The 19,015-nt window shown below is 63.2% G+C and carries 18 protein-coding genes; 6 read left to right on the forward strand and 12 right to left on the reverse strand.

Translation table 11 applies throughout. The features are described from left to right. Positions 1–31 precede the first annotated feature (31 nt). From AC0QUY_RS01010 to AC0QUY_RS01025, 4 genes are all read left to right on the forward strand, one after another. Positions 32–562, forward strand: a complete 531-nt coding sequence (locus tag AC0QUY_RS01010) for a DUF992 domain-containing protein (RefSeq protein WP_475385402.1) — start codon at positions 32–34, stop codon at positions 560–562. A 476-nt stretch (positions 563–1,038) separates the two neighbouring features. Continuing rightward, positions 1,039–2,355 (forward strand): hypothetical protein, encoded by a 1,317-nt coding sequence (locus AC0QUY_RS01015; RefSeq protein WP_475385403.1) that lies wholly within the window; start codon positions 1,039–1,041, stop codon positions 2,353–2,355. 50 nt (positions 2,356–2,405) lie between these two features. Then, positions 2,406–2,648, forward strand: coding sequence for a hypothetical protein (locus tag AC0QUY_RS01020; protein ID WP_475385404.1), 243 nt, complete (start codon positions 2,406–2,408; stop codon positions 2,646–2,648). Between the two features lie 132 nt (positions 2,649–2,780). After that, positions 2,781–3,053, forward strand: a complete 273-nt coding sequence (locus AC0QUY_RS01025) for a hypothetical protein (RefSeq protein WP_475385405.1) — start codon at positions 2,781–2,783, stop codon at positions 3,051–3,053. Positions 3,054–3,103: 50 nt separating this feature from the next. On the opposite strand, the gene AC0QUY_RS01030 is transcribed toward AC0QUY_RS01025, so the two are convergent. The 4 genes from AC0QUY_RS01030 to AC0QUY_RS01045 all read right to left on the reverse strand — a co-directional run bounded on the left by AC0QUY_RS01030 (position 3,104) and on the right by AC0QUY_RS01045 (position 7,867). Beyond that, a complete protein-coding gene (locus AC0QUY_RS01030; RefSeq protein ID WP_475385406.1) occupies positions 3,104–3,499 on the reverse strand; it encodes a RidA family protein in 396 nt (131 codons plus the stop codon). Positions 3,500–4,093: 594 nt separating this feature from the next. Further along, on the reverse strand, positions 4,094–5,023 hold the full coding sequence (locus tag AC0QUY_RS01035) for a TAXI family TRAP transporter solute-binding subunit (protein WP_475385407.1): 930 nt from the start codon (positions 5,021–5,023) through the stop codon (positions 4,094–4,096). Between the two features lie 1,257 nt (positions 5,024–6,280). Beyond that, entirely contained in the window at positions 6,281–7,048 is a 768-nt protein-coding gene (locus tag AC0QUY_RS01040) for a gamma-glutamyl-gamma-aminobutyrate hydrolase family protein (RefSeq protein ID WP_161854946.1), read from the reverse strand. Positions 7,049–7,171: 123 nt separating this feature from the next. Further along, complete coding sequence (locus AC0QUY_RS01045) at positions 7,172–7,867, reverse strand: hypothetical protein (RefSeq protein WP_475385408.1); 696 nt, start codon at positions 7,865–7,867, stop codon at positions 7,172–7,174. 147 nt (positions 7,868–8,014) lie between these two features. Between AC0QUY_RS01045 and AC0QUY_RS01050 the strand changes: the two genes are divergently transcribed. After that, complete coding sequence (locus tag AC0QUY_RS01050; RefSeq protein WP_161854948.1) at positions 8,015–9,142, forward strand: AI-2E family transporter; 1,128 nt, start codon at positions 8,015–8,017, stop codon at positions 9,140–9,142. A gap of 5 nt (positions 9,143–9,147) precedes the next feature. Here the strand turns inward: AC0QUY_RS01050 and AC0QUY_RS01055 are convergent, their stop codons facing one another. After that, positions 9,148–9,450, reverse strand: a complete 303-nt coding sequence (locus AC0QUY_RS01055; RefSeq protein ID WP_057839131.1) for an antibiotic biosynthesis monooxygenase family protein — start codon at positions 9,448–9,450, stop codon at positions 9,148–9,150. A gap of 202 nt (positions 9,451–9,652) precedes the next feature. On the opposite strand from AC0QUY_RS01055, the gene AC0QUY_RS01060 reads away from it, so the two are divergent. Further along, the gene (locus tag AC0QUY_RS01060; protein ID WP_475385409.1) at positions 9,653–11,806 is read left to right on the forward strand and encodes a carboxypeptidase-like regulatory domain-containing protein; all 2,154 of its coding nucleotides are present in this window, start codon (positions 9,653–9,655) and stop codon (positions 11,804–11,806) included. 12 nt (positions 11,807–11,818) lie between these two features. Here the strand turns inward: AC0QUY_RS01060 and AC0QUY_RS01065 are convergent, their stop codons facing one another. From AC0QUY_RS01065 to AC0QUY_RS01095, 7 genes are all read right to left on the reverse strand, one after another. Further along, the gene (locus AC0QUY_RS01065) at positions 11,819–12,055 is read right to left on the reverse strand and encodes a hypothetical protein (RefSeq protein WP_475385410.1); all 237 of its coding nucleotides are present in this window, start codon (positions 12,053–12,055) and stop codon (positions 11,819–11,821) included. A 139-nt stretch (positions 12,056–12,194) separates the two neighbouring features. Continuing rightward, positions 12,195–13,154, reverse strand: a complete 960-nt coding sequence (locus AC0QUY_RS01070) for a Bug family tripartite tricarboxylate transporter substrate binding protein (protein WP_475385411.1) — start codon at positions 13,152–13,154, stop codon at positions 12,195–12,197. A gap of 65 nt (positions 13,155–13,219) precedes the next feature. After that, a complete protein-coding gene (locus AC0QUY_RS01075) occupies positions 13,220–14,350 on the reverse strand; it encodes an iron-containing alcohol dehydrogenase (protein WP_475385412.1) in 1,131 nt (376 codons plus the stop codon). Between the two features lie 10 nt (positions 14,351–14,360). After that, a complete protein-coding gene (pdxA, locus tag AC0QUY_RS01080) occupies positions 14,361–15,401 on the reverse strand; it encodes a 4-hydroxythreonine-4-phosphate dehydrogenase PdxA (RefSeq protein ID WP_475385413.1) in 1,041 nt (346 codons plus the stop codon). Next, complete coding sequence (locus AC0QUY_RS01085; protein WP_475385414.1) at positions 15,398–16,510, reverse strand: four-carbon acid sugar kinase family protein; 1,113 nt, start codon at positions 16,508–16,510, stop codon at positions 15,398–15,400. Before AC0QUY_RS01085 ends, pdxA begins: the two co-directional genes overlap by 4 nt. Positions 16,511–16,512: 2 nt before the next feature. Further along, entirely contained in the window at positions 16,513–17,973 is a 1,461-nt protein-coding gene (locus AC0QUY_RS01090; protein WP_475385415.1) for an FAD-binding oxidoreductase, read from the reverse strand. A 26-nt stretch (positions 17,974–17,999) separates the two neighbouring features. Continuing rightward, a complete protein-coding gene (locus AC0QUY_RS01095) occupies positions 18,000–18,920 on the reverse strand; it encodes a dihydrodipicolinate synthase family protein (protein WP_475385416.1) in 921 nt (306 codons plus the stop codon). Positions 18,921–19,015 lie beyond the last annotated feature (95 nt).

A 19,015-nucleotide genomic window follows, 5' to 3' on the forward strand; every position in this document is an offset into this window, starting at 1 on the left:
TGAAGGGGTCCATCAGAACGGAGGGACGCCCATGAACAAAGCAACCCTGACTAGAACAACGTTGAATAGCCTCGCAACCACATGCGTCGCCTTGGCGCTCGGCCTAGCCATGGCTCCGGCCACGGCTCAGGATACCGGGCGGACGAGGGTCGGCACGCTCACCTGCAACATATCGCCCGGTGTCGGCCTCGTTGTCGGCGGGCAGCGGCAGCTGGGCTGCATCTATGCCTCAGCGAGAGGCAGGGGGCGCGAGGCTTACGAGGGCACCGTCAGCACGCTTGGCCTCGACATCGGTGCCACGACCGGCGGTCAGATGGCCTGGGCGGTCTTCGCGCCTGCCACGCTGCCCCGGGGAGCATTGGCGGGAACCCATACGGGTGCGACCGCCGGCGGCACCGTCGGCGCCGGAGCGAGTGCCAACGTCCTGGTCGGAGGCCCGGACCGCAGGATCATCATGCAGCCGGCGTCCGTACAGGGGCAGACGGGCGTGAATGTTGCCGCAGGCGTATCCACACTGGAGCTGCGGCCGGCCGCTGCGCCCGCCCGTCGCATGGCCAAGTGATGACATCATCGCTGGTGGAGTAGTGGGCGGCTCGCCGCCGGGATCATTGCCGCAAGATGCGAAAGGCGCCTCCATTCGGGGCGCCTTTTGCTTTTTGCAGTAGGATGGGTGGAGCGACTTGTCCGCCGTAGCTCAACGAGCGAAGGCGGAAGCGATACCCATCATCCCGGACCTTGCGCGGCGGTGATGGGTTTCGCTTCGCTCTCCCCATCCTGCATTCTGTTGTCGGATGAGCGGTATCAAGCGTAGCCCGAATAAGCAAAGCGATATCCGGGATTCTCACCGCACCCGCATATCGCTGCGCTCATGCGCGCTACTTGCTGTCGCCGCAGTCGATCGGCGCCCCGTGAGCCTGCGCGCCTGAGTTCGGCCGAGCACCGAAGCACTCCTATAGTTCAAGGCAACGGCATTTGGCTGCGAGGACCCAATACCCGTCCGACACGTTATCGCGAGGCGAGGTCGACCGAAGGCCAGCCATGGAAACCATCGAGGCATATCTCGACAGGAAACACGAGGAACTCAGGCTGCTGAACGGTTTCCTCGGCACGCCTTTGGCGCTGCGGCATCCAACCTCGGTAACCGAGGTCGTTGAGCAAAAATTCCACATCGCTGCCGCGCTGAAGGCCGAGCATGCGCTGCACGACTGGGCGCTCACGGAGACCGCCTGGACACATCGGGGCCAACTGCGCGCCGGGCCGTTCGAATTCAGCTACGACTATCAACGCGCCGACCTCGAAGTGCGCGGCCCGTCTTTCTACCAGTTTGACAGTTCGACAGCGGCGAACCAGACCATCTACACGTCTTCTGGAATGGCGGCGATATCGGCTCTGCTGCTGGCCCTCGCTCGCTTGGCGTCTGAGGCGGATATCCTGGTCCTGCCTGGCTCCTACGGTGAAACGCTGGAACTGATCGAAAATCATGCCCGGCATTTGCGCATGATCCCGCTGAAGGGCACACCGGGCGACTTCGCCTCTCGGGCCGGGCGACCTCGAATTCTGTTGTTCGATTCCTGTATGTCCGCCGCCGCATTCGAAGCGACCCTCCGTTGTGCAAGGCCGCACCTTGATCTCGTGATATTTGATACGACCTGCTTCTCGACGGGCTCGGGGCGGGTCCGTCGAGTCCTGAGCTGGGCGCGCCGTTCGGAAATACCTGTCGCGCTCGTGCGCAGCCACACCAAGCTGGATTCCCTCGGCGTGGAGTACGGCCGGCTCGGCTCCGCGGTTTTCGTCGCCTGCGAAAAGCACATTGCCACGGCGAAGCAGCAACGGCTGGCGGACCTCGTCAAGGAAATGCGCAATGCCGTGCGATTGTTCGGCGGCGCGGCGCTGCCCGCGCATTTCCCGCCCTACGTTGGAACGAAGGCCTACCGGATCCTGACTGACAAGCGCGTCGCGGCCATCTTGCGCAACAGCAGGCGGACCGCCCGTTATTTTGCGTCGGCGCTCGCCGGCTCATCGGCGGAGTTGCATTTCGCCCACGGGCTCTATGTCACGCTGGCGCCCAGGCGAATGCTCGACGACAGGCAGACGAAGCAGATGGCGGCGGATTTGTGCGACGATCTGAGAAAGGCCGGATTGCCGCTGCGGCATGCGGGGAGCTTCGGCTTCGATTTCGGCGCGGCCGAATGGTTTCTCGATACCGCACGCAATCGCCACGTGGTCAGGATAGCGGTGCCCGATCTTCCGACGCCGCTGTGGGACGAAGTCGCTCAAGCCGTGGTGCAATGGTGGTCGGCGCACGAGGAGAAACGATTTCGCCCCGCCGGCTTGCCCTTGAATGCGCCCGTATAGGCAAATCGCGGAGCGAGTTTCGATACCGGTTTCTGCGGAGCGCGAGCCTGATGGATGAAATCCTGCGCTGGGTAGCGACTGCCGGCACGATCGGCGCGGGGCTGGTTCTGGCTGCCCGGGCGCAGCCACGCACGACCGGCTGGGCTTTCGTCGTGCTGAGCGGGGCATCGGTAATCTGGATCGTCGTCGGCTATCTGACCGGAGAATATGCGCTGATGGTGCAAAACGTGGTGGTGACACTTATCAACCTGTTCGGCGTCTACCGATGGCTGATCTGGAAAGGAAAGGTATGAAAGACTTCGCGACGCCGACCTTCGGCAGCCTACGACCGTCCGGGTCGCTATTTAGGAACCCGTCCGCTGACAAACCATTGTCCCGCGCAAAACCACCTCATCGGGCATCTCAGACCAACCGGAGACCGACAGATGTTGAATTCGCTGACGAGGTTGGCGATCGAGGCAAACGGCGTCATCGCGCTGCGGATGATGAAGCTCATGCTCGGCGGAAGACGCGCGGCGCGGCGCGAAGCCCGACTGATGGTGAGCGAAAAGATCGATACAGCGCTCAAGGCATCCAGGAGCCTGATCGGCGGCGCTTCGGTCGAGGAGATAATCGGTCAATACCGCAGACGCGTGGCCGCCAACGCGAAACGGCTGAGCAAGGTCCGCACGGCAAGGAAGATACGCCGCCGCAAGTAGTCTGCCGTAGGATGGGTGGAGCGAAGCGATACCCATCCTACACTTCCGGATCATCCCTCCCTCGTCACGGCCGTGAGATTCATCGTCAGCAGTGCGCCGGCCTTCGGAAGCTCCTGAACGCCAATGACCGTGCGCGCCGGCCTGCGATCGCCCATGATCTCGACATAGGCCGCGTTCATCGCCTCGAAGTCGGACATGCGCAGCAGGAAGATGTTGATATGCGTGACATGGCTGAGGTCGGAGCCCACCGCCTCGAGCATCACGGTGAACGATTTCAGGATCTGCCGTGTCTGGGCGGCGACGTCCCCAGCCAAATGCCCGGTCGCCGGATCGACGCCGGCCGTCCCTCCAATCGATATGTGTTCACCAACCCTGGCGATGTGACTGTAGGGACCGATCGGTGTCGGCGTGTTCGGCGGTGTGAGCGTCTCAACGCGAGATTTCATTGGCCTGCCCCCTTTCATGGCTTCTTCGGTCTGTAGGATGGGTGGAGCGAAAGCGACACCCATCGCTCAAATTTTAATCTCGCGATGGGCTTCGCTGTACCCATTCTGGATCCTGCATCAAGATGCTGGAATTGGCGGTTCAGCAAACAGCTTGGAATCTGTCCACCGTTTCCCAGGCATCGCTTCAAGCGGATGTAATGGTGAGGGGTGTGAGGCCACCCACGTTCGATCTGGTCAAACGTCCAGCCGGACACGGAGATTCATGAAGCAAATGGTGCTATCGTCTCCGGGTTTGCACAAGCGCGACCGCGAGCGATGCCACCAGAACAAAAGCAACGACAATGGCGAACGCTTCAAAGTGTCCCATAGCGCCGATCCCTGTCAGGTCAGCCACCCTCCCAATGTTAACTCATCAGGAGGAGTGACCCGTGCGACAATTCGCATCGTAGGCCGCAATGACGCACCCTCGAAAAATCACCTTCAGAGAAATGCACGCCGGCGGCCTCCGCGGTGTGCTGGCGAACGTCTTGAGGCTTGGGCGCCGGGATGCTCGATCACCACAACAGGCGGAAGATGCGAGAGCAATCGTCGGATCTAGCGCACGATCTTGATGTTCGGGCCCTTTGGCTTGGGCTGCGGCTGCTCCTGCGTTGCCGCCACGCATTCATATTGCGGCCACTTCGGTAATCGCTCGTCGAGATTCACTTCGCGCCATTTCGGATGGCCGTTAACATCCAGCCAACCCTTGTTCTCGCGGATAATCTGAGCGACTTTGGCCACGTTCTGGCACTGCTCGCCGGCGTAGCTAAACGTTATCAGAACGGCTTTGACCGCTACCGTTCTCACCTCGGAGTCCTGCCATTTGTACGTGCCCGCCGGGATGACTGTCGTGAGATAGCTGTCGAGGGCTTTGTCGTCCACCCCGATGAGCTGGAATTTATCGTCGACCGTCGTGTTCTCCGAAAAGAGCGTTGCCGGCGCGCCAGCCACATAGAACATCGCGTCAATTTCGCCCTTGCGCAGTGCCTCCAGCGCTTCCTTGCCTCCGAGAAATACTTCTTTCGAAGGAGTGATCCCCGTCTGGAAGAAAATCGTCTTTGCGGTCAGGTACGTGCCACTTCGTTGAGGACCTATCGCAACACGTTTGCCGTGCAAGTCGTGCAGCGTTTTCAAGGAAAGATCGCCGAGGACATGGACCTCCTCCTTGTAAAGCGGATAAACGGCAGCAAGCTTGGCGGCGATAGCTTTCAGTTCATTGTCGTCAGAAATGTCGCGGATATAGTCGAGCACGTCCGACTGCACGATTCCGAGTTGGACACCGCGCTTCCTGCGAACGTCGAATACATTCTGAATTGAGCCGGCGGATTCAAAAACCTGCAAGGAGATGCGGCTCGGTTCGGCGATCTTCTTGATGTCCTCGCCAATCTTGATGTACGTGCCAGTTGCACCACCGGTGACAATTCCCATCTGCGGCCCAGTCGAGAGGGACATAGCAAGCACAACGGCCAAAACGGGAAGCTTCATCACTCACTACCTTGGGTTATAACTATGTCACAAATCGCGTGTTATGGTGGCGCGTCACACGCACGTTCAGGTTTTCGATGTGGAACTTTGCTCGCTTGGCCGGCGAGCCTGGCCCAACGAACCCCGGGCGGCATGGGGGTATTCCCGCCTTTTGTTATGCATTTTTTTCATTCATCAGCTCGATCACGTATTTCAGGACGTGACGGTGACGTCGGCAGGATACAGGAACTTATAAACTGACGGCTGCGTGACGGGAGTACGGCGATTTCAGGAGAGATCGTTGTGGTGGATCTGGTGAGATAATTGCGGCGAGTCTAGGGCGTAAAGACAGGAAACGTCTACCTCCGGCTGTCAATGTTCCTAACTGCCGTCGGTTTCAGCATCGTCGCGCAGCGCAAATCGGGAGTGCGTCGCAGCCATGTGGCGTCATCCCGGGACAGTTATCCCCGCATATCCGCTTGCGCTCAAATTTACTGCGCGCTGCGACCTGATTTGCTTCGCGCGCAACCGCAATCTCAACGTGCACCCTGCGACAAATCAACACGAGGGGCAAATCAATTCTGATTTTCAGAAATCGTGTCAATCCCGAAAATCAAGAATATTCCGCTTAACATGCAGGGCAAATCACTCGCATAACTCCGTTCGTCTCACCCGATTGAGGGGCGCTTCGCGATCGTCACGAACGTGCGGTGAGATGCGATGGACGCTGAATGCGCGCTCGACGTACGCGCCGGAGGCGTACGGCGAAGTCGTGTGGTTCGGGCGCCGCGGTGCTGGCGTTAAGCCTGCGATAAGAAGCGCAGGCGACGGAGGCAAGAAAGCCGTTCTCCGGGAAGAGCACGAAGTAAGCCGTAAAGCCATTGCGCAGGGAAGGCCGGGATGCTCCCGCTGTACCTGTATGCTCGTGTGCGTTTCTTGCTATGCGCAACGGCACACGAGACCTCGGGTGCAGCAAGCACCCGGTCTTCCCTGCGCCCTCTGAATTCGAGAGGGCAAACGAAGATGCAAACCTCGGGCGTCAGCGCCGCGAGAATGCGAAACTGTATCCGCGTCATTGCGAGCGAAGCGAAGCAATCCATTGCCACCTCATATGCGGAAAGATGAATTTGCTTCGCGGAGCCTGTCATCGGGCGCGTTCGCGCGACCCGTTGACTTTACCAATCTGGGGATGATGGAAAATTTAGCCGACTTCCCGGAGCCGATCCCCTCTTTTCCGCTCCGTAAAATTCGGATCGGACCGGCGGCGGCGTCCGCCGGTCAATTCGCGCGGTGCGCCTTGAGCGCCGCCCCGAACGCTTCGAACAAGGTGCGGTTGATCGGGTTGCGCTGCGGGTCGTATTCGGCGTGCCACTGGACGCCGAGCGCGAAGCTCGGGGCGTCCGCGATCCGGATCGCTTCGATGGTGCCGTCCTCGGCAATGCCTTCGATGACGACGCGCTCGCCGGGCTCGAGGATGCCCTGCCCATGCAGCGAATTGACCCGGATGGTTTCGCAGCCGAGCAGGCTTGCAAAGGTGCCACCGGGCGTGAGGTGGACGTCGTGGCGGTCGGCGAATACGACTGTCGGGTCGGGATGGATTTCTCCGTTCTCCAACCGCGGCATGCGGTGGTTCATGCGCCCCGGAATCTCGCGGATTTCCGGATGCAGCGAGCCGCCGAACGCGACGTTCATCTCCTGCAGGCCGCGGCAGATGCCGAAGATCGGCACGCCGCGGGCGACGCAGGCCTCCGTCAGCGCCAGCGCGACGTCGTCGCGATGGATGTCGTAGGGCTCGTGCTTCTCGTGCGGCTCGGTCTTGAAGCGGGTGGGATGAACATTGGCGCGGGCGCCGGTCAGGATCACCCCGTCGACGACGTCGAGCAGAGCGCCGATATCGGTAATCTCCGGCGACCCCGCAAACATCAGCGGCAATGCGCCTGCGACGTCGGTGACCGCGCGCAGATTGCGCTCTCCGACCATCTGGGTCTGGAAACGATTTTCGACGCGATAGGCGTTCCCGATCACACCGACGACGGGCCGTCTCATCGCAAGTCTTCCGCTGTCATCGTCCTGTGCAAGGATCTTCTGGGTTGGGTCATGATTGGAGAAGATAATGCCTGCGGCTCGGCTGCGGATCAATATCCGCAGGGCGGCAGCGGAGCTGCCTTGCTATTTTCGCGTGAAGGCCTCCCCGGCCTCGATCCCGTCCACACCGGGCAGACCGGCCGCCCGGAGCGCCGAGGCAGCCGAATTGCCGCCATCACCCAGCCAGGGCAATTTGGCCTGGATTCCGCGCGTGACCGGCTCGCCCAGCGCGCCGCCGAAATCGAGCGGCCAGTATCCGTTCGGCACCACTTCGGCCGATATCCCCTGGAGGCGATAGCCTTTGCCGAGCACCGCTTCGGCATCGTCGGCCGCCACCGTCCGCGCGGTGCCGGGTGTGGCCGGGTCGGCAAAGCTGACGAGCACCGGAATCAACTCGCCCTTCACCGGTACAATTCCGGTCAGCCGGCTCATCTCGCTGAACGGGACGCGCTTGCCGGTGGCCGCCCCATAGGCGCGCAAGGCGACATAGTTGATGTCATCGAGCACGAGCTTGTTCTCGACATGCGCGAGCAGCGCGACGAGGTTCTTGCCCTGCCCGAGATCGACGAAAACGGCGTCGCCGAGAGTCCGGGTCTGGCCGCGGCGGGTGTAGCTGCGGTCAGGATGAACGGCGACGACGCCGGATGCCGATTTGCGCCCGTCCGGCGTCTCGACCTCGACCGTCAGGCGATATTTGTGGGCGGGACGGTTGATCCTGATCTGGTCGCCGATCACCAGCGCCGCCAGCAGCGCAAGCGGACCGAACCATTTGAAACTCATCTCGTCCTCGCCGGCGTCATATCAGTTCATACACCGCTTGGCATACCGGGTGCGGCAGCGTCAAACCGGCGCGTGCGCTGGCGCTTGATCCCGGCGGCGTTTTGTCGAAAGACTGGCCGGTCAATTGTCTTTCGAGAAGGAATCAACGTGACAGGTCCGGCTGACAATCGCCTTCAGGCCCGCAGCGATATGGCGTGGGCGATCTCGGTCGGGGGCATCGGCGTCGTGCTGTTCGCGGCGCTGCTTGCGTTCACCTGGCACTTCGCCGCGACGCTGTTCCTGATCTTTTCCGGCATGCTGCTCGGCGTCGCCCTCAACGCCATGAGCAATTTGCTCGGGCGCGTGGTGCGCCTGCCGCATGCGCTGCGGCTGACGATGGTCTGCCTGGTGGTCGCGGGCATGCTGGCGGGCATCGTCTTCCTCGGCGGCACCACGATCGCCCAGCAAACGACGGCGCTCAGCAGCACGCTCAAATCGCAGCTCGTCAACGTCAAGGGCTTTCTGGAAAGCAACGGCATCGACACCAGCTTCTTCGACTTCGGCACGCTGTCCTCGACCTCGGACGATGGCACGCCGGCGCCCGCCGCGACGCCGACGCCGCATGCGCTTCCGAGCGCCGGCACCATTGCAGCCAGCGGCGGCGCGATCTTCAGCCAGAGCCTGAAACTGGTTCTGGGCACGGCAAGCGCCGTCGGAAACTTCTTCATCGTCCTGTTTTTGGGTATCGCATTCGCGACCCAGCCAAGCGTCTACCGCGATGGACTATTGTTCATGGCGCCCGCAAAGCATCGCACGCGCGCGGTCGCGATCGTCGACCGGATCGGGGAGACGCTGGAGCGCTGGCTGATCGCGCAGATCATCACCATGGTCGCGGTGTTTCTGGTGACCTGGATCGGCCTATCGATCATCGGCATCCAGAGCTCGTTCATCCTCGGAATTCAGGCAGGCCTGCTCGCCTTCATTCCAACGGTCGGCGCCATCCTCGGCGGCCTGATCGTGGTGCTGGCGAGCCTCGCATCGGGATGGGTCGCCGCCCTCTCCGCCTTCATCCTGTTCCTCGGCGTGCACGCGCTCGAAAGCTACGTGCTGACGCCGATCATCCAGCGCCAGGCGCTGGATATTCCACCCGCCACGCTGTTTGCGTTCCAGATCCTGCTCGGCGTCGTCTTCGGCATCTGGGGGCTGGCGCTGGCGCTGCCCCTGATGGCGATCGCCAAGGTGATGATCGACCATTTCAAGGCAGAACCGGTGCCTGTCGCGATCGCGGCCGGCTGATGGCTTCAGTCCGCCGTGGTCAGCACCGTCTCGGTATGCTCGACTTCAGGCGGCGAAGCGAAATACGGCCCGACCAGCGCGCGCCAGGCGGTGAAATCCTCCGAGCCGCGGAAGTCGACGGTGTGGTTCTCCAGCGTCTCCCACTTCGCTACCAGCCGGTAGCGCTGCGGCTTCTCGATCGACTTGTGCAGCTCAAAGCCCTTGCCGCCCTTGGCACGCAGGAACAACGGACGCGCCTTGGCAACGGCCGCCTCAAAATCCTTCTCGGTGCCCGGCTTGACGTCGATTTGTGCGATTTCGGTGATCATCGGTTACGCCTTCTCATGAGAATGGCCGTGTCTAACCCAGCCACCCAAAAAGCAAAAGGCGGATGCATGCGCGTTGCTGCGATGCACGATGCCGCAAGCGTGAGGAAATCGCGCGCGTGACATGCTCCCGCCGCAACCCTCGTTTGATGTACGCTACCGCCAAACAAAGAGCGGCAAGCTCACGGTCACGGGGAGAGAAACGATGAATCTCGGTCGGGCCCTATTCGCATTCACCTTGGCATCATCGGCAATCGTGCTCAGCTTGATGGCGGCACCGTCCCGCGCGCAACAGCCGGCGGCGGTCGCGATCGACAATGACGATATCGGCGGCGTGGTGCGCGGACCGAACGGGCCGGAGGCCGGCGTCTGGGTCATCGCCGAAACCAATGAGTTGCCGACGAAGTTCGCCAGGATCGTCGTGACCGACGATCAGGGACGCTACGTGATCCCCGACCTGCCGCCAAACGTGAACTACGCAATCTGGGTCCGCGGCTATGGGCTCGTGGATTCGCCGAAGCTGCGCGCCAAGCCGGGCCAGCAACTCAATCTCACGGCGGTCCCGGCGCCGAACGAAGCGGCTGCGGCGCACTACTACTCGGCGATCTACTGGTACACGATGATGAAGATCCCGCCGGCCAAGGATTTCGGTGGGACGACCGAGATCCCGAAGGAGATCACGCAGGACATCTGGCGCCAGCGGATGAACAATGTCGACTGCATCGGCTGCCACCAACTTGGCCAGGAATCCACGCGCACGATTCCGGGCGCGTTCGGCGAATTCAAGTCCGGCGAAGAAGCCTGGATGCGCCGCGTCGCCTCGGGGCAAACCGGCGAATGGATGGTGAACCGGCTCGCCGGCCAAATGGGCGGCGTGCCGTTCAAATATTTCGGCGACTGGACCGACCGGGTCGCCAAGGGCGAACTGCCGAAATCGAAGCCGCCGCGGCCGGCCGGCATCGAGCGCAACGTCGTCATTTCCTCGTGGGAATGGGCGACCGAAAAACACTTCGTCCACGATCTGATTTCCTCGGACCGGCGCTATCCGACCGTCAACGCCTACGGCCCGCTGTTCGGGGCGAACGAATATTCGTCCGACGACATGCCGATCCTCGATCCCAAGACGCACAAGGTGACGTTCTCGAAGATGCCGGTTGCCGATCCCAACGCGCCGGAATCGTTCGGCCCTCCGCTCCATGGCACGGCTCTGCTCAATCCGGTCAGTCCCTCGGCCTATTGGGGTGACGAGAAGATCTGGAGCCAGCGGACCAACAATCACAACAGCATGTTCGACAAGCAGGGACGCCTGTGGCTGGCAGCAGCCGTTCGCGGCATTGAAAATCCGGCGTACTGCAAGAAAGGGTCGGACCACCCGTCGGCCAAGGCCTTTCCGCTCGAACGTTCGGGACGGCAGGTGACGGTGTTCGATCCCAAGACCCAGAAGTACAGCTTCGTCGATACCTGCTTCGGCACCCATCACCCGCAATTCGGCTACGATGCCGACGACACGCTTTGGACGTCGGGGACCGGACCGGTCGCCGGCTGGGTCAACACCAGGATTTGGGACGAGACCGGCGATGCCGTCAAAGCGCAGGGCTGGGCGCCGTTCGTGCTCGACACCAACGGCAACGGCAAGGTCGACGAATACACCGAACCGGGCAAGCCGGCAGAGGCCGGCAAGGACATGCGGGTCGCTGGTTCGGGCCCCTATGCGGTGATGCCGCATCCGACCGACGGCTCGGTCTGGTACACGGTCAACGTGTTCGTCGGGCAGCCCGGCTTCATGCGCTTCGATCCCAAAACCAAGCTCTCCGAATTTTATGCCATTCCGAAGGAAGGCATCGGCGTTCGCGGCGGCGATATCGACAAGAACGGCGTGCTCTGGGGCTCGGGCTCGAACGGCAGCCTGATCCGCTTCGATCGCAGCAAATGCAAGGCGCCGCTGAACGGACCAGAGGCGACCGGCAACCACTGCCCGGAAGGCTTCTCCTATTTCAAGTATCCGGGACCCGGCTTCGAGGGCTTCGAGAACTCCAGCGCGGAAGCGAGCTATTACACCTGGGTCGATCACCACAACACGGTCGGCCTTGGCGAGAACATCCCGATCTCCACCGCCAACCTGAATGACGGTTTCGTCGCCTTCAAGGACGGGCAGATGGTGATGCTGCGCATCCCCTATCCGCTCGGCTTTTTCGCCAAGGGCCTCGATGGACGCATCGATGATCCAAACGCGGGCTGGAAAGGCCGCGGTCTCTGGAGTTCGAGCGGCGACCGGACACCCTGGCTGATGGAGGGAGGCAAAGGCTCAAAGCCGCGGGCGGTGCATATTCAGGTGCGTCCCGATCCGCTGGCGAAGTGAGGGAACTAGCGGCTAGCCGAACAGCAGCGCCGCACCAGCCACCATCAGCGCGCAGCCGATGAACAGAATGGCAGGCCAGCGCATTCTGCGCTGATCATAACGCCCCTGCGCACGACGCTCGGTGATGAGCGCCATCTCGAATTCTTCCGAGGTTGAGAACATGCAACCGAAACCGCCGCGGGCGGAGGCTGCCGCCGCTTCGAGCGACATCAGGGCGGCCTGTGGATTATGTCTGCGGGGTGAATCCATAGCGCAGATGATATGGACGGAATGGTAAACGGGAGGTTACCGCGCCCATCTTCATCCGGAGATCAATTCAAATGTATTGAATGAGTCTCCGGACATATCGTGTTGTTCGCGCGCGATGTTTGCGAAAGCTGATAGCGCCCTAGTCCAGCTTGATGTTGGCGGCCTCGATGACCTTCTTCCACCGCGCCGTCTCCGACGCGACGTAGGCCGCGAACGGCCCGGAATCGAGCGCGACGGCATCGGCGCCGAGTTCGGCCATCTTCTGCACCGTCTCCGGCTGCTGCATGAACGCCCGGATCTCTGCCGAGAGCTTTTCGACGATCGGCTTCGGCGTCGCGGCCGGAACGAAGAAGCCGTGCCAGGCGACCGCCTCAAAGCCGGGCAGATGCTCGGCGACGGTGGGAAGGTTCGGATCGAACGATGCGCGCTTGGGCGTTGCGGCGGCGATCAGCGCAAGCTTGCCGTCCTTGGCCTGCGGCAGAAGCAGCGGCACGTTGTCGAAGGCAAGGTCGATCTGTCCGCTGATGAGATCGGTCAGCATCGTGCTCGAGCCCTTGTAGGGCACATGCACCATCTTGGTGCCGGTCATCTGCTGGAATAATTCGCCCGACAGATGTTGCGACGTGCCGACGCCGGCCGAACCGAAAGAGACCTTGTCCGGATTAGCCTTGAGATAGGTGATCAGATCCGGCAGCGTCCGCGCCTTGATCTTGTCGGGGTTGACGACCAGCACGTTGGGAACCATGCTGATCTGAACGATCGGCTGCAACTCCTTGTCGGGCTGATAGCTCAGCTTCGGACCGTACAGCGACGGGTTGATCGCAAGCGCCGATGTGCTCGCCAGTCCCAGGGTCAGACCATCAGGTGCCGAGCGCGCCAGCCGCGTGATACCGACGATGCTGCCGGCGCCGCCGACATTTTCGACCACGAACGGCTTGCCGAGCTTGGCCTGGAGATGATTGGCGACCATGCGCGCGAAGATATCGGCGGTGCCGCCGGCGGCGAAGGGAACGATCACGCTCACCTGTCTGGAAGGAACGCGTCCTCCGCCTTGGCGGGTGCTGCCGTCAGCAGCATTGCCGACGCAAGAATTAGCCACGATGATCTCATCGAAGTTTCCTCTGCTTGTTATTGGTTACTGCCGCCCCACCCGTAGCGAGTTGGCTAAAATGCCGTCTCGTACATCTTCAAAATTTCGTCGCGGGAGAGATCGCGCGGGTTGTTGTCGAGCAGTCGGCGAATGGCATGCGCCTCGTCCGCCATGACGCCGAGATCGTCCTTGGGCACGCCGAGCGCGGACAGGCGCATCTCGATGCCGAGATCGGCGCAGAATTGATAGGCGGCGTCGAACGCAGCCGCGGGAACGTTGCGTTCCGGCAGGCCGAGCGCATGCAGCACCGCGATCGTCTTTACCGATGTCTCCGGCATATTGAACGCCAGCGTATGCGGGAAGATCACCGCGCAGGCGAGGCCATGCGCCACATGGTGCCGCGTGCCGAGCGGATAGGCCACCGCGTGGCCGGCCGTCGTGTTCACCGGGCCGAGGCAATAGCCGCCATAGAGCGATGCCAGCGAAAGCCCCGCGCGGGCCTCGCGATCGCTGCCATCGGCCACCGCGCGCCGCAGGTAGCGTCCAACCAGCCGCGCGCCTTCGATCGCGTAGAGGTCGATCGCGGGATGCGCCTTGCGGCTGGTGTAGGCCTCGACGCAATGCGCCAGCGCGTCGACGCCGGTTGCCGTGGTAACATCTCGCGGCACGGTCGTCGTGAGGTCGGGATCGACGATGGCGATATCGGCCAGCATGAAACGGCTCTGAACCGCGAGCTTGTTGCGGCTGGCCGGATCGGTCACGAGCGCGCGGGTGCCGGCTTCGCTACCGGTCCCGGAGGTAGTCGGAATCTGCATCAGCGCCACGCTGCGGCCTACGACCTTTTCCGCGCCGACGATGTCGGCGAAGGCCGCTTCACTGGTGCAGAGCACGGCGACTAGTTTAGCGAGATCCATTGCGCTGCCGCCGCCGAAACCGACGATGAGGTCGGGCGCGGCCTCGCGCGCCATCGCCACCGCCTTGTCGAGGTTGGGCAGATCCGGCTCGGGCTTCACGTCGCCGAAAACCTTGACGGATCCGGGCAGCGCCAGTTGATCGACTCGGCGCGCGTTGAAGGGATCCGAAATCACCAGCGGCCGTCGCGCACCATTCCGCTCCGCAAAGCGTGCCGCAGCGGCGATCGTTCCACATCCAAACTCAACGGCAGTGGGACGAAGGATTTCGATCGGCGTGAAAGAGTTGGTCATTGGCGTCCGGCTATTGCTTGGAAGATGAGGAAATGCCGCCGGCCAGGCGCTCGGCATAATCGATGGCCTCGATCAGGCTGTGCTCGTTGGCGATGCCCTTGCCTGCGATGTCGAAGGCGGTGCCGTGATCGACGGAGGTGCGGATGATCGGCAAGCCCAGTGTGATATTGACGCCGGACAGTTCCTGCCAGCGTCCGGTCGCGGGATCGACCTGGAAGCCGAGCAACTTTACCGGGATGTGCCCCTGGTCGTGATACATCGCGACCGCGGCGTCGAACTGGCCGGCACGAAGGTTGACGAAGATGGTATCGCCGGGCACCGGGCCGACGACGTCGAGACCGTCGGCAACCGCCCTGGCGATGGTCGGCGCCGAGACGTCGATATCCTGCCGGCCGAACAACCCACCCTCGCCGGCATGCGGATTGAGCGCCGCAATGGCGATCTTCGGACGCGCGATGCCGAGCCGCAACAACGCGTCGTTGGTGAGGTCGATCACCTGGCGCAGCCGCTCCGGGGTCAACCGCTTCGGCACATCCTCCAGCGCCACGTGGGTCGAGACATGGCTGACGCGCATGTTGGCATGGGCCAGCAGCATCACCGAGCCGCGCACGCCGGTGAGATGCGCCAGCATCTCGGTGTGTCCGGGGTAGTGAAAACCCGCTTTGTTGAGTGCTTCCTTGTTCAAGGGCGCCGTGACGATGGCCGCGGTCCGGCCGGCCTGCGTCAGCCGCACGCCCTGCTCGACCGCCTTGAACGCAAAGCGTCCGCCATCGGCACTCAGCACGCCCGGCTGGATCGGCGTGCCTTCGGCGTCGGCTTGCAGAAAACAGAGATTGGGCCAATCGCGATCATCGGCGCTCACCTGCGGAATCGCAACGCTGGCGCCGAGCGCAGCCTTGGCGCCCTCCAGCGCCGCGCCGCTGCCAATGATCAGGAGGCGCAGATCGCCTTTTGCGATCCTGTCCTGCAATCCGATGCAGGCCTTGACGATGATCTCGGGACCGATCCCGGCTGGATCGCCCATGGTGACCGCAAGATGGCGAGAGGTCATGTCAGTTTCCCTGTGCTGAGCAATTGATTGTCATGGAGCAGATCGCGCCATAGCTCCCTTGTACCAAACGCTCCGGATTTGGAGATCACGTCAATGCCGGCCCAGCGGCCGCCCTGCAGGGTCGAGCGCGGGAGCCCCGGCACGAGGCGGCCCGTGACCTGCAACGCCTGCGCACCGAGCGCTACACATAGCGCCTTCAAGGTTTCGCCACCGGCAACGATCAGCGTGCCGGGCGGATCGACTGTTGCGATCAGCGTGGTCATTTCGTGCGCGATCCGCCGTGCGGCCTCGGCGCGCGACAGGCCTTCGGCAAGCGAAAACTTCACCAGCGCCACGCCGTCATCGGCAAGCTTGCGCTGCACCCGCGCCGCACCTCCGGCCTCCCCCTCGGCAAGGGCGATGGTGGCCTCACCGCACGCCTCAAGCTGGGATGCGGTGACGATCTGATCGGAGCCAAACAATCCGAGCACCGGCTTCTTCAAACGCCGAGACACGCCGGCGTCGCGGCCGCGTGCCAGGGCACCGGCCAATCCGCCGCTCCCACACCACAGCACGGGCGCGGCCAGGCTTCGTCCCATCTCGACGACGCGGTCGAGATCGCGGTCGCTCTCCGCGTCGAAGACCTGAACACCGCCGTGCGACAGCGTGTCGGACCGGCCCCGCCGGGCGTCGATGTTTTCCGCTTTCAGCCGCGCCAGAAGGTTCGCGCCGACCGGATACCAGTCGCCTTCCGGCGTGCGTGCGAATTGCTGGCCGTCGCAAGTGCGGCGCCCCTGGTACTCGAAGGCCGGCGCAACAACGCAGGAGGCCCAATGACCGCTGCGCAGGCAGGCGCCGAGTTCGGCGGCCCATGCGCCGCGCAACAGGCTATCGACCTTCTTGTAGGCGATCGTGCCTTCGCCAAGCAGCGGCGCCAGCCGTCCGACGATCTCGACGCTCTCTGCCGTTGCGAGCTCGCGCGTTCCGCTATCGATCGCAAGACTTCGCGGCGTGGTCGTCGGGAGCGCCTCCGGCCAGATCACGTCGAACGGTCCGCACAGCCCAACGAACTCGGCCGCGGTGTCGAGCGCACCGGTGAGGTCGTCGGCAAGAAGGCGGACGCTCGTCATTGTCATGCCGCTCCGCTGTTGGTCACACCGCGCTCGCTCGTGAAGATCTTGTCCGGATTCATCAGGCCATTTGGGTCGAGCAGTTGCTTGATGCCACGCATCAGCTCGATATCGAGCGGATCGGCCGCGCGCGCGAGCCGGGCGCGATTGGTGATGCCGATGCCGTGCTCGGCGCTGATGGCGCCACCCTGCGCTGCGGTTTCGTCGTCGACGATCTCGTTGATCTCGGCCACCAGTGCCGCCGTCGCCGCGGGGTCACTACAGCGATCGCGGTCGATCAGGGCGATCACGTGAATATTGCCGTCGCCGATATGGCCGTGCATCACCACGCGCGCATGGGGAACGGCCGCGTTGATCCTGGCCTCGACCTTGGTGACGAACGCCGCCTGCCGCTCCAGCGGAACCACACTGTCATGCGACACCACATAGCCGCTGCGCTTGTTGCCCTCGGACACGCTGTGCCGCACCGCCCAGATCGCCTTCGCCTGGGCGAGGCTCGAGGCCAGCACGGCATCTTCAGCCAGCCCCGCATCCATCGCGTCCGACAGCACGGTGGCCAACGGCTCGTTGAGGTCGATCCCGGCCAGCGTGTCGGTCAGTTCGACGATCAGATACCACGGCGTCGTAAGGTCGAAGGGAATGGTGACATGGGGCACGGTCGCGGCGATCGCCTCGATCTGGCTGCGCGACATGATTTCGAGGCTGCCAAGCCGGTCGCCGACCGCGCCGCGCAGGCGCTGCATGATCTGCAGGGCCTGCTCGACGCTTTGCAGCTTGAGCAGCGCCAAAGCCGAACTGCGCGGCGGCGCGAACAGTTTCAGCACCGCCGCGGTGACGATACCGAGCGTGCCCTCCGCGCCGATGAAAAGCTGCTTGAGCGCGTACCCCGTGTTGTCCTTGCGTAGCGCGCGCAGGCCGTTGAAGATGCGTCCGTCCGGCAGCACGACTTCGAGCCCGAGCACCAGATCGCGCATCGGTCCGTAGCGCAGGACGGCCGTGCCTCCCGCATTCGTCGAGATGTTGCCGCCGATCTGGCAGGAGCCCTCAGCGCCGAGGCTCAGCGGAAAATAGCGATCCGCGGCCGTAGCCGCGGCCTGTACCTCGGCGAGGATGCAGCCGGCCTCCACCGTGATGGTATTGGCGAGCGGACTGACATGGCGCACGCGCCGCATGCGGTCGAGCCGGATCACCACGTTGCACGCGCCGTCATCCGGCGTGGCGGCGCCGCACATGCCGGTATTGCCGCCCTGCGGGACGATCGAGAGCCGCTTGTCGGCACAATAGCGGACGATGGAAGCAACCTCGGCGGTCGAGCCGGGCTTGACGACCGCGACGGCGCGGCCGCGATAGCGTCCGCGCCAGTCCACCACATAGGGCTCCTGATCGGACGCGGAATCGATGACGTAATTGTCACCGACGATGTCAGCCAATCCAGCAAGCGCATCCTGGAAGGATTTGGACATCGGATCGCCTCGTCGCCGGCGTCGCGTTAGGCGACCGCCGCGGCATTCGCGCCGGCGTTCGCAAGCAGCTCTTTCAGATACGAGGCCGGCAGAGACTCCAGCGGCGGCCGCAGGCGCTGCCATCCGGGATGGCCGGTGCGCTCCGCGACCAGCGCCTTTAGCGATGCCATCTGCGAAAAGCGTGAGACGAGTTCGCGCGCCTTCACGATGCGCGCCCGTGCCGCCGCGAGGTCGGCGTCATCGTCGCCCTTGCCAAAATGCCGATAGACATGGGCGAGGTCGCGCGCGACGAGGTTGGAGGTCGCGGTGATGCACCCCGCGCCCCCCTTGCGCAGCAGCGGCAGGAGCAGCGGATCCGCGCCGGTCAGCACCGAAAAGCCCGGAAAGCGCTCGACCATCGCGGTCATGTTGGCGAAGTCGCCGGAGGAATCCTTGATGCCGACGAAGGTCGCCGGATAGGCCGCGCGCAGCCGCTCGATCAGCGCGTGCGAGATCGGCTGCATCGACATCTGGGGAATATGGTAGAGCACGATCTTGAGCCGCGCATCGCCAAGCCGCTGCACGACTTCGCTGTAGGACGCGTAGACGCCGTCGTCGGTGACGCCCTTGTAGTAGAAGGGCGGCAGCATCACCACGGTATCGACGCCGACCGAGAGCGCGTGGCGCGTTAACGCCACCGTATCGCTGAGCGCCGCGACGCCTGTTCCGGGCAGCAGCCGGTTCGACGCGATGCCGTCGCGTACGACGGCCTCGAGCAGCGCCGTGCGTTCGGCGACCGAGAAGGAGTTGGCCTCGCCGGTGGTACCAAGCAGCGCGATGCCGTCGCAGCCCTCGCTCAGGAGATAGCGGCAATGCGCGACAAAGCGCGCATGATCGGGGGCGAGCTCGGCGTCGAGCGGCGTCAGTGCGGCACAGAACACGCCATGAGGATGCAGGGGTATCGACAAAGTTCCTCCAATCGCCCGAATCTCATTGTTCGGAATGCGAACATTTGTTATATTTGCAGCACTCTCCTAGAACCGGACCGGCGTTGACGTCAAGG

Source organism: Bradyrhizobium sp. WYCCWR15520 (assembly GCF_056174665.1).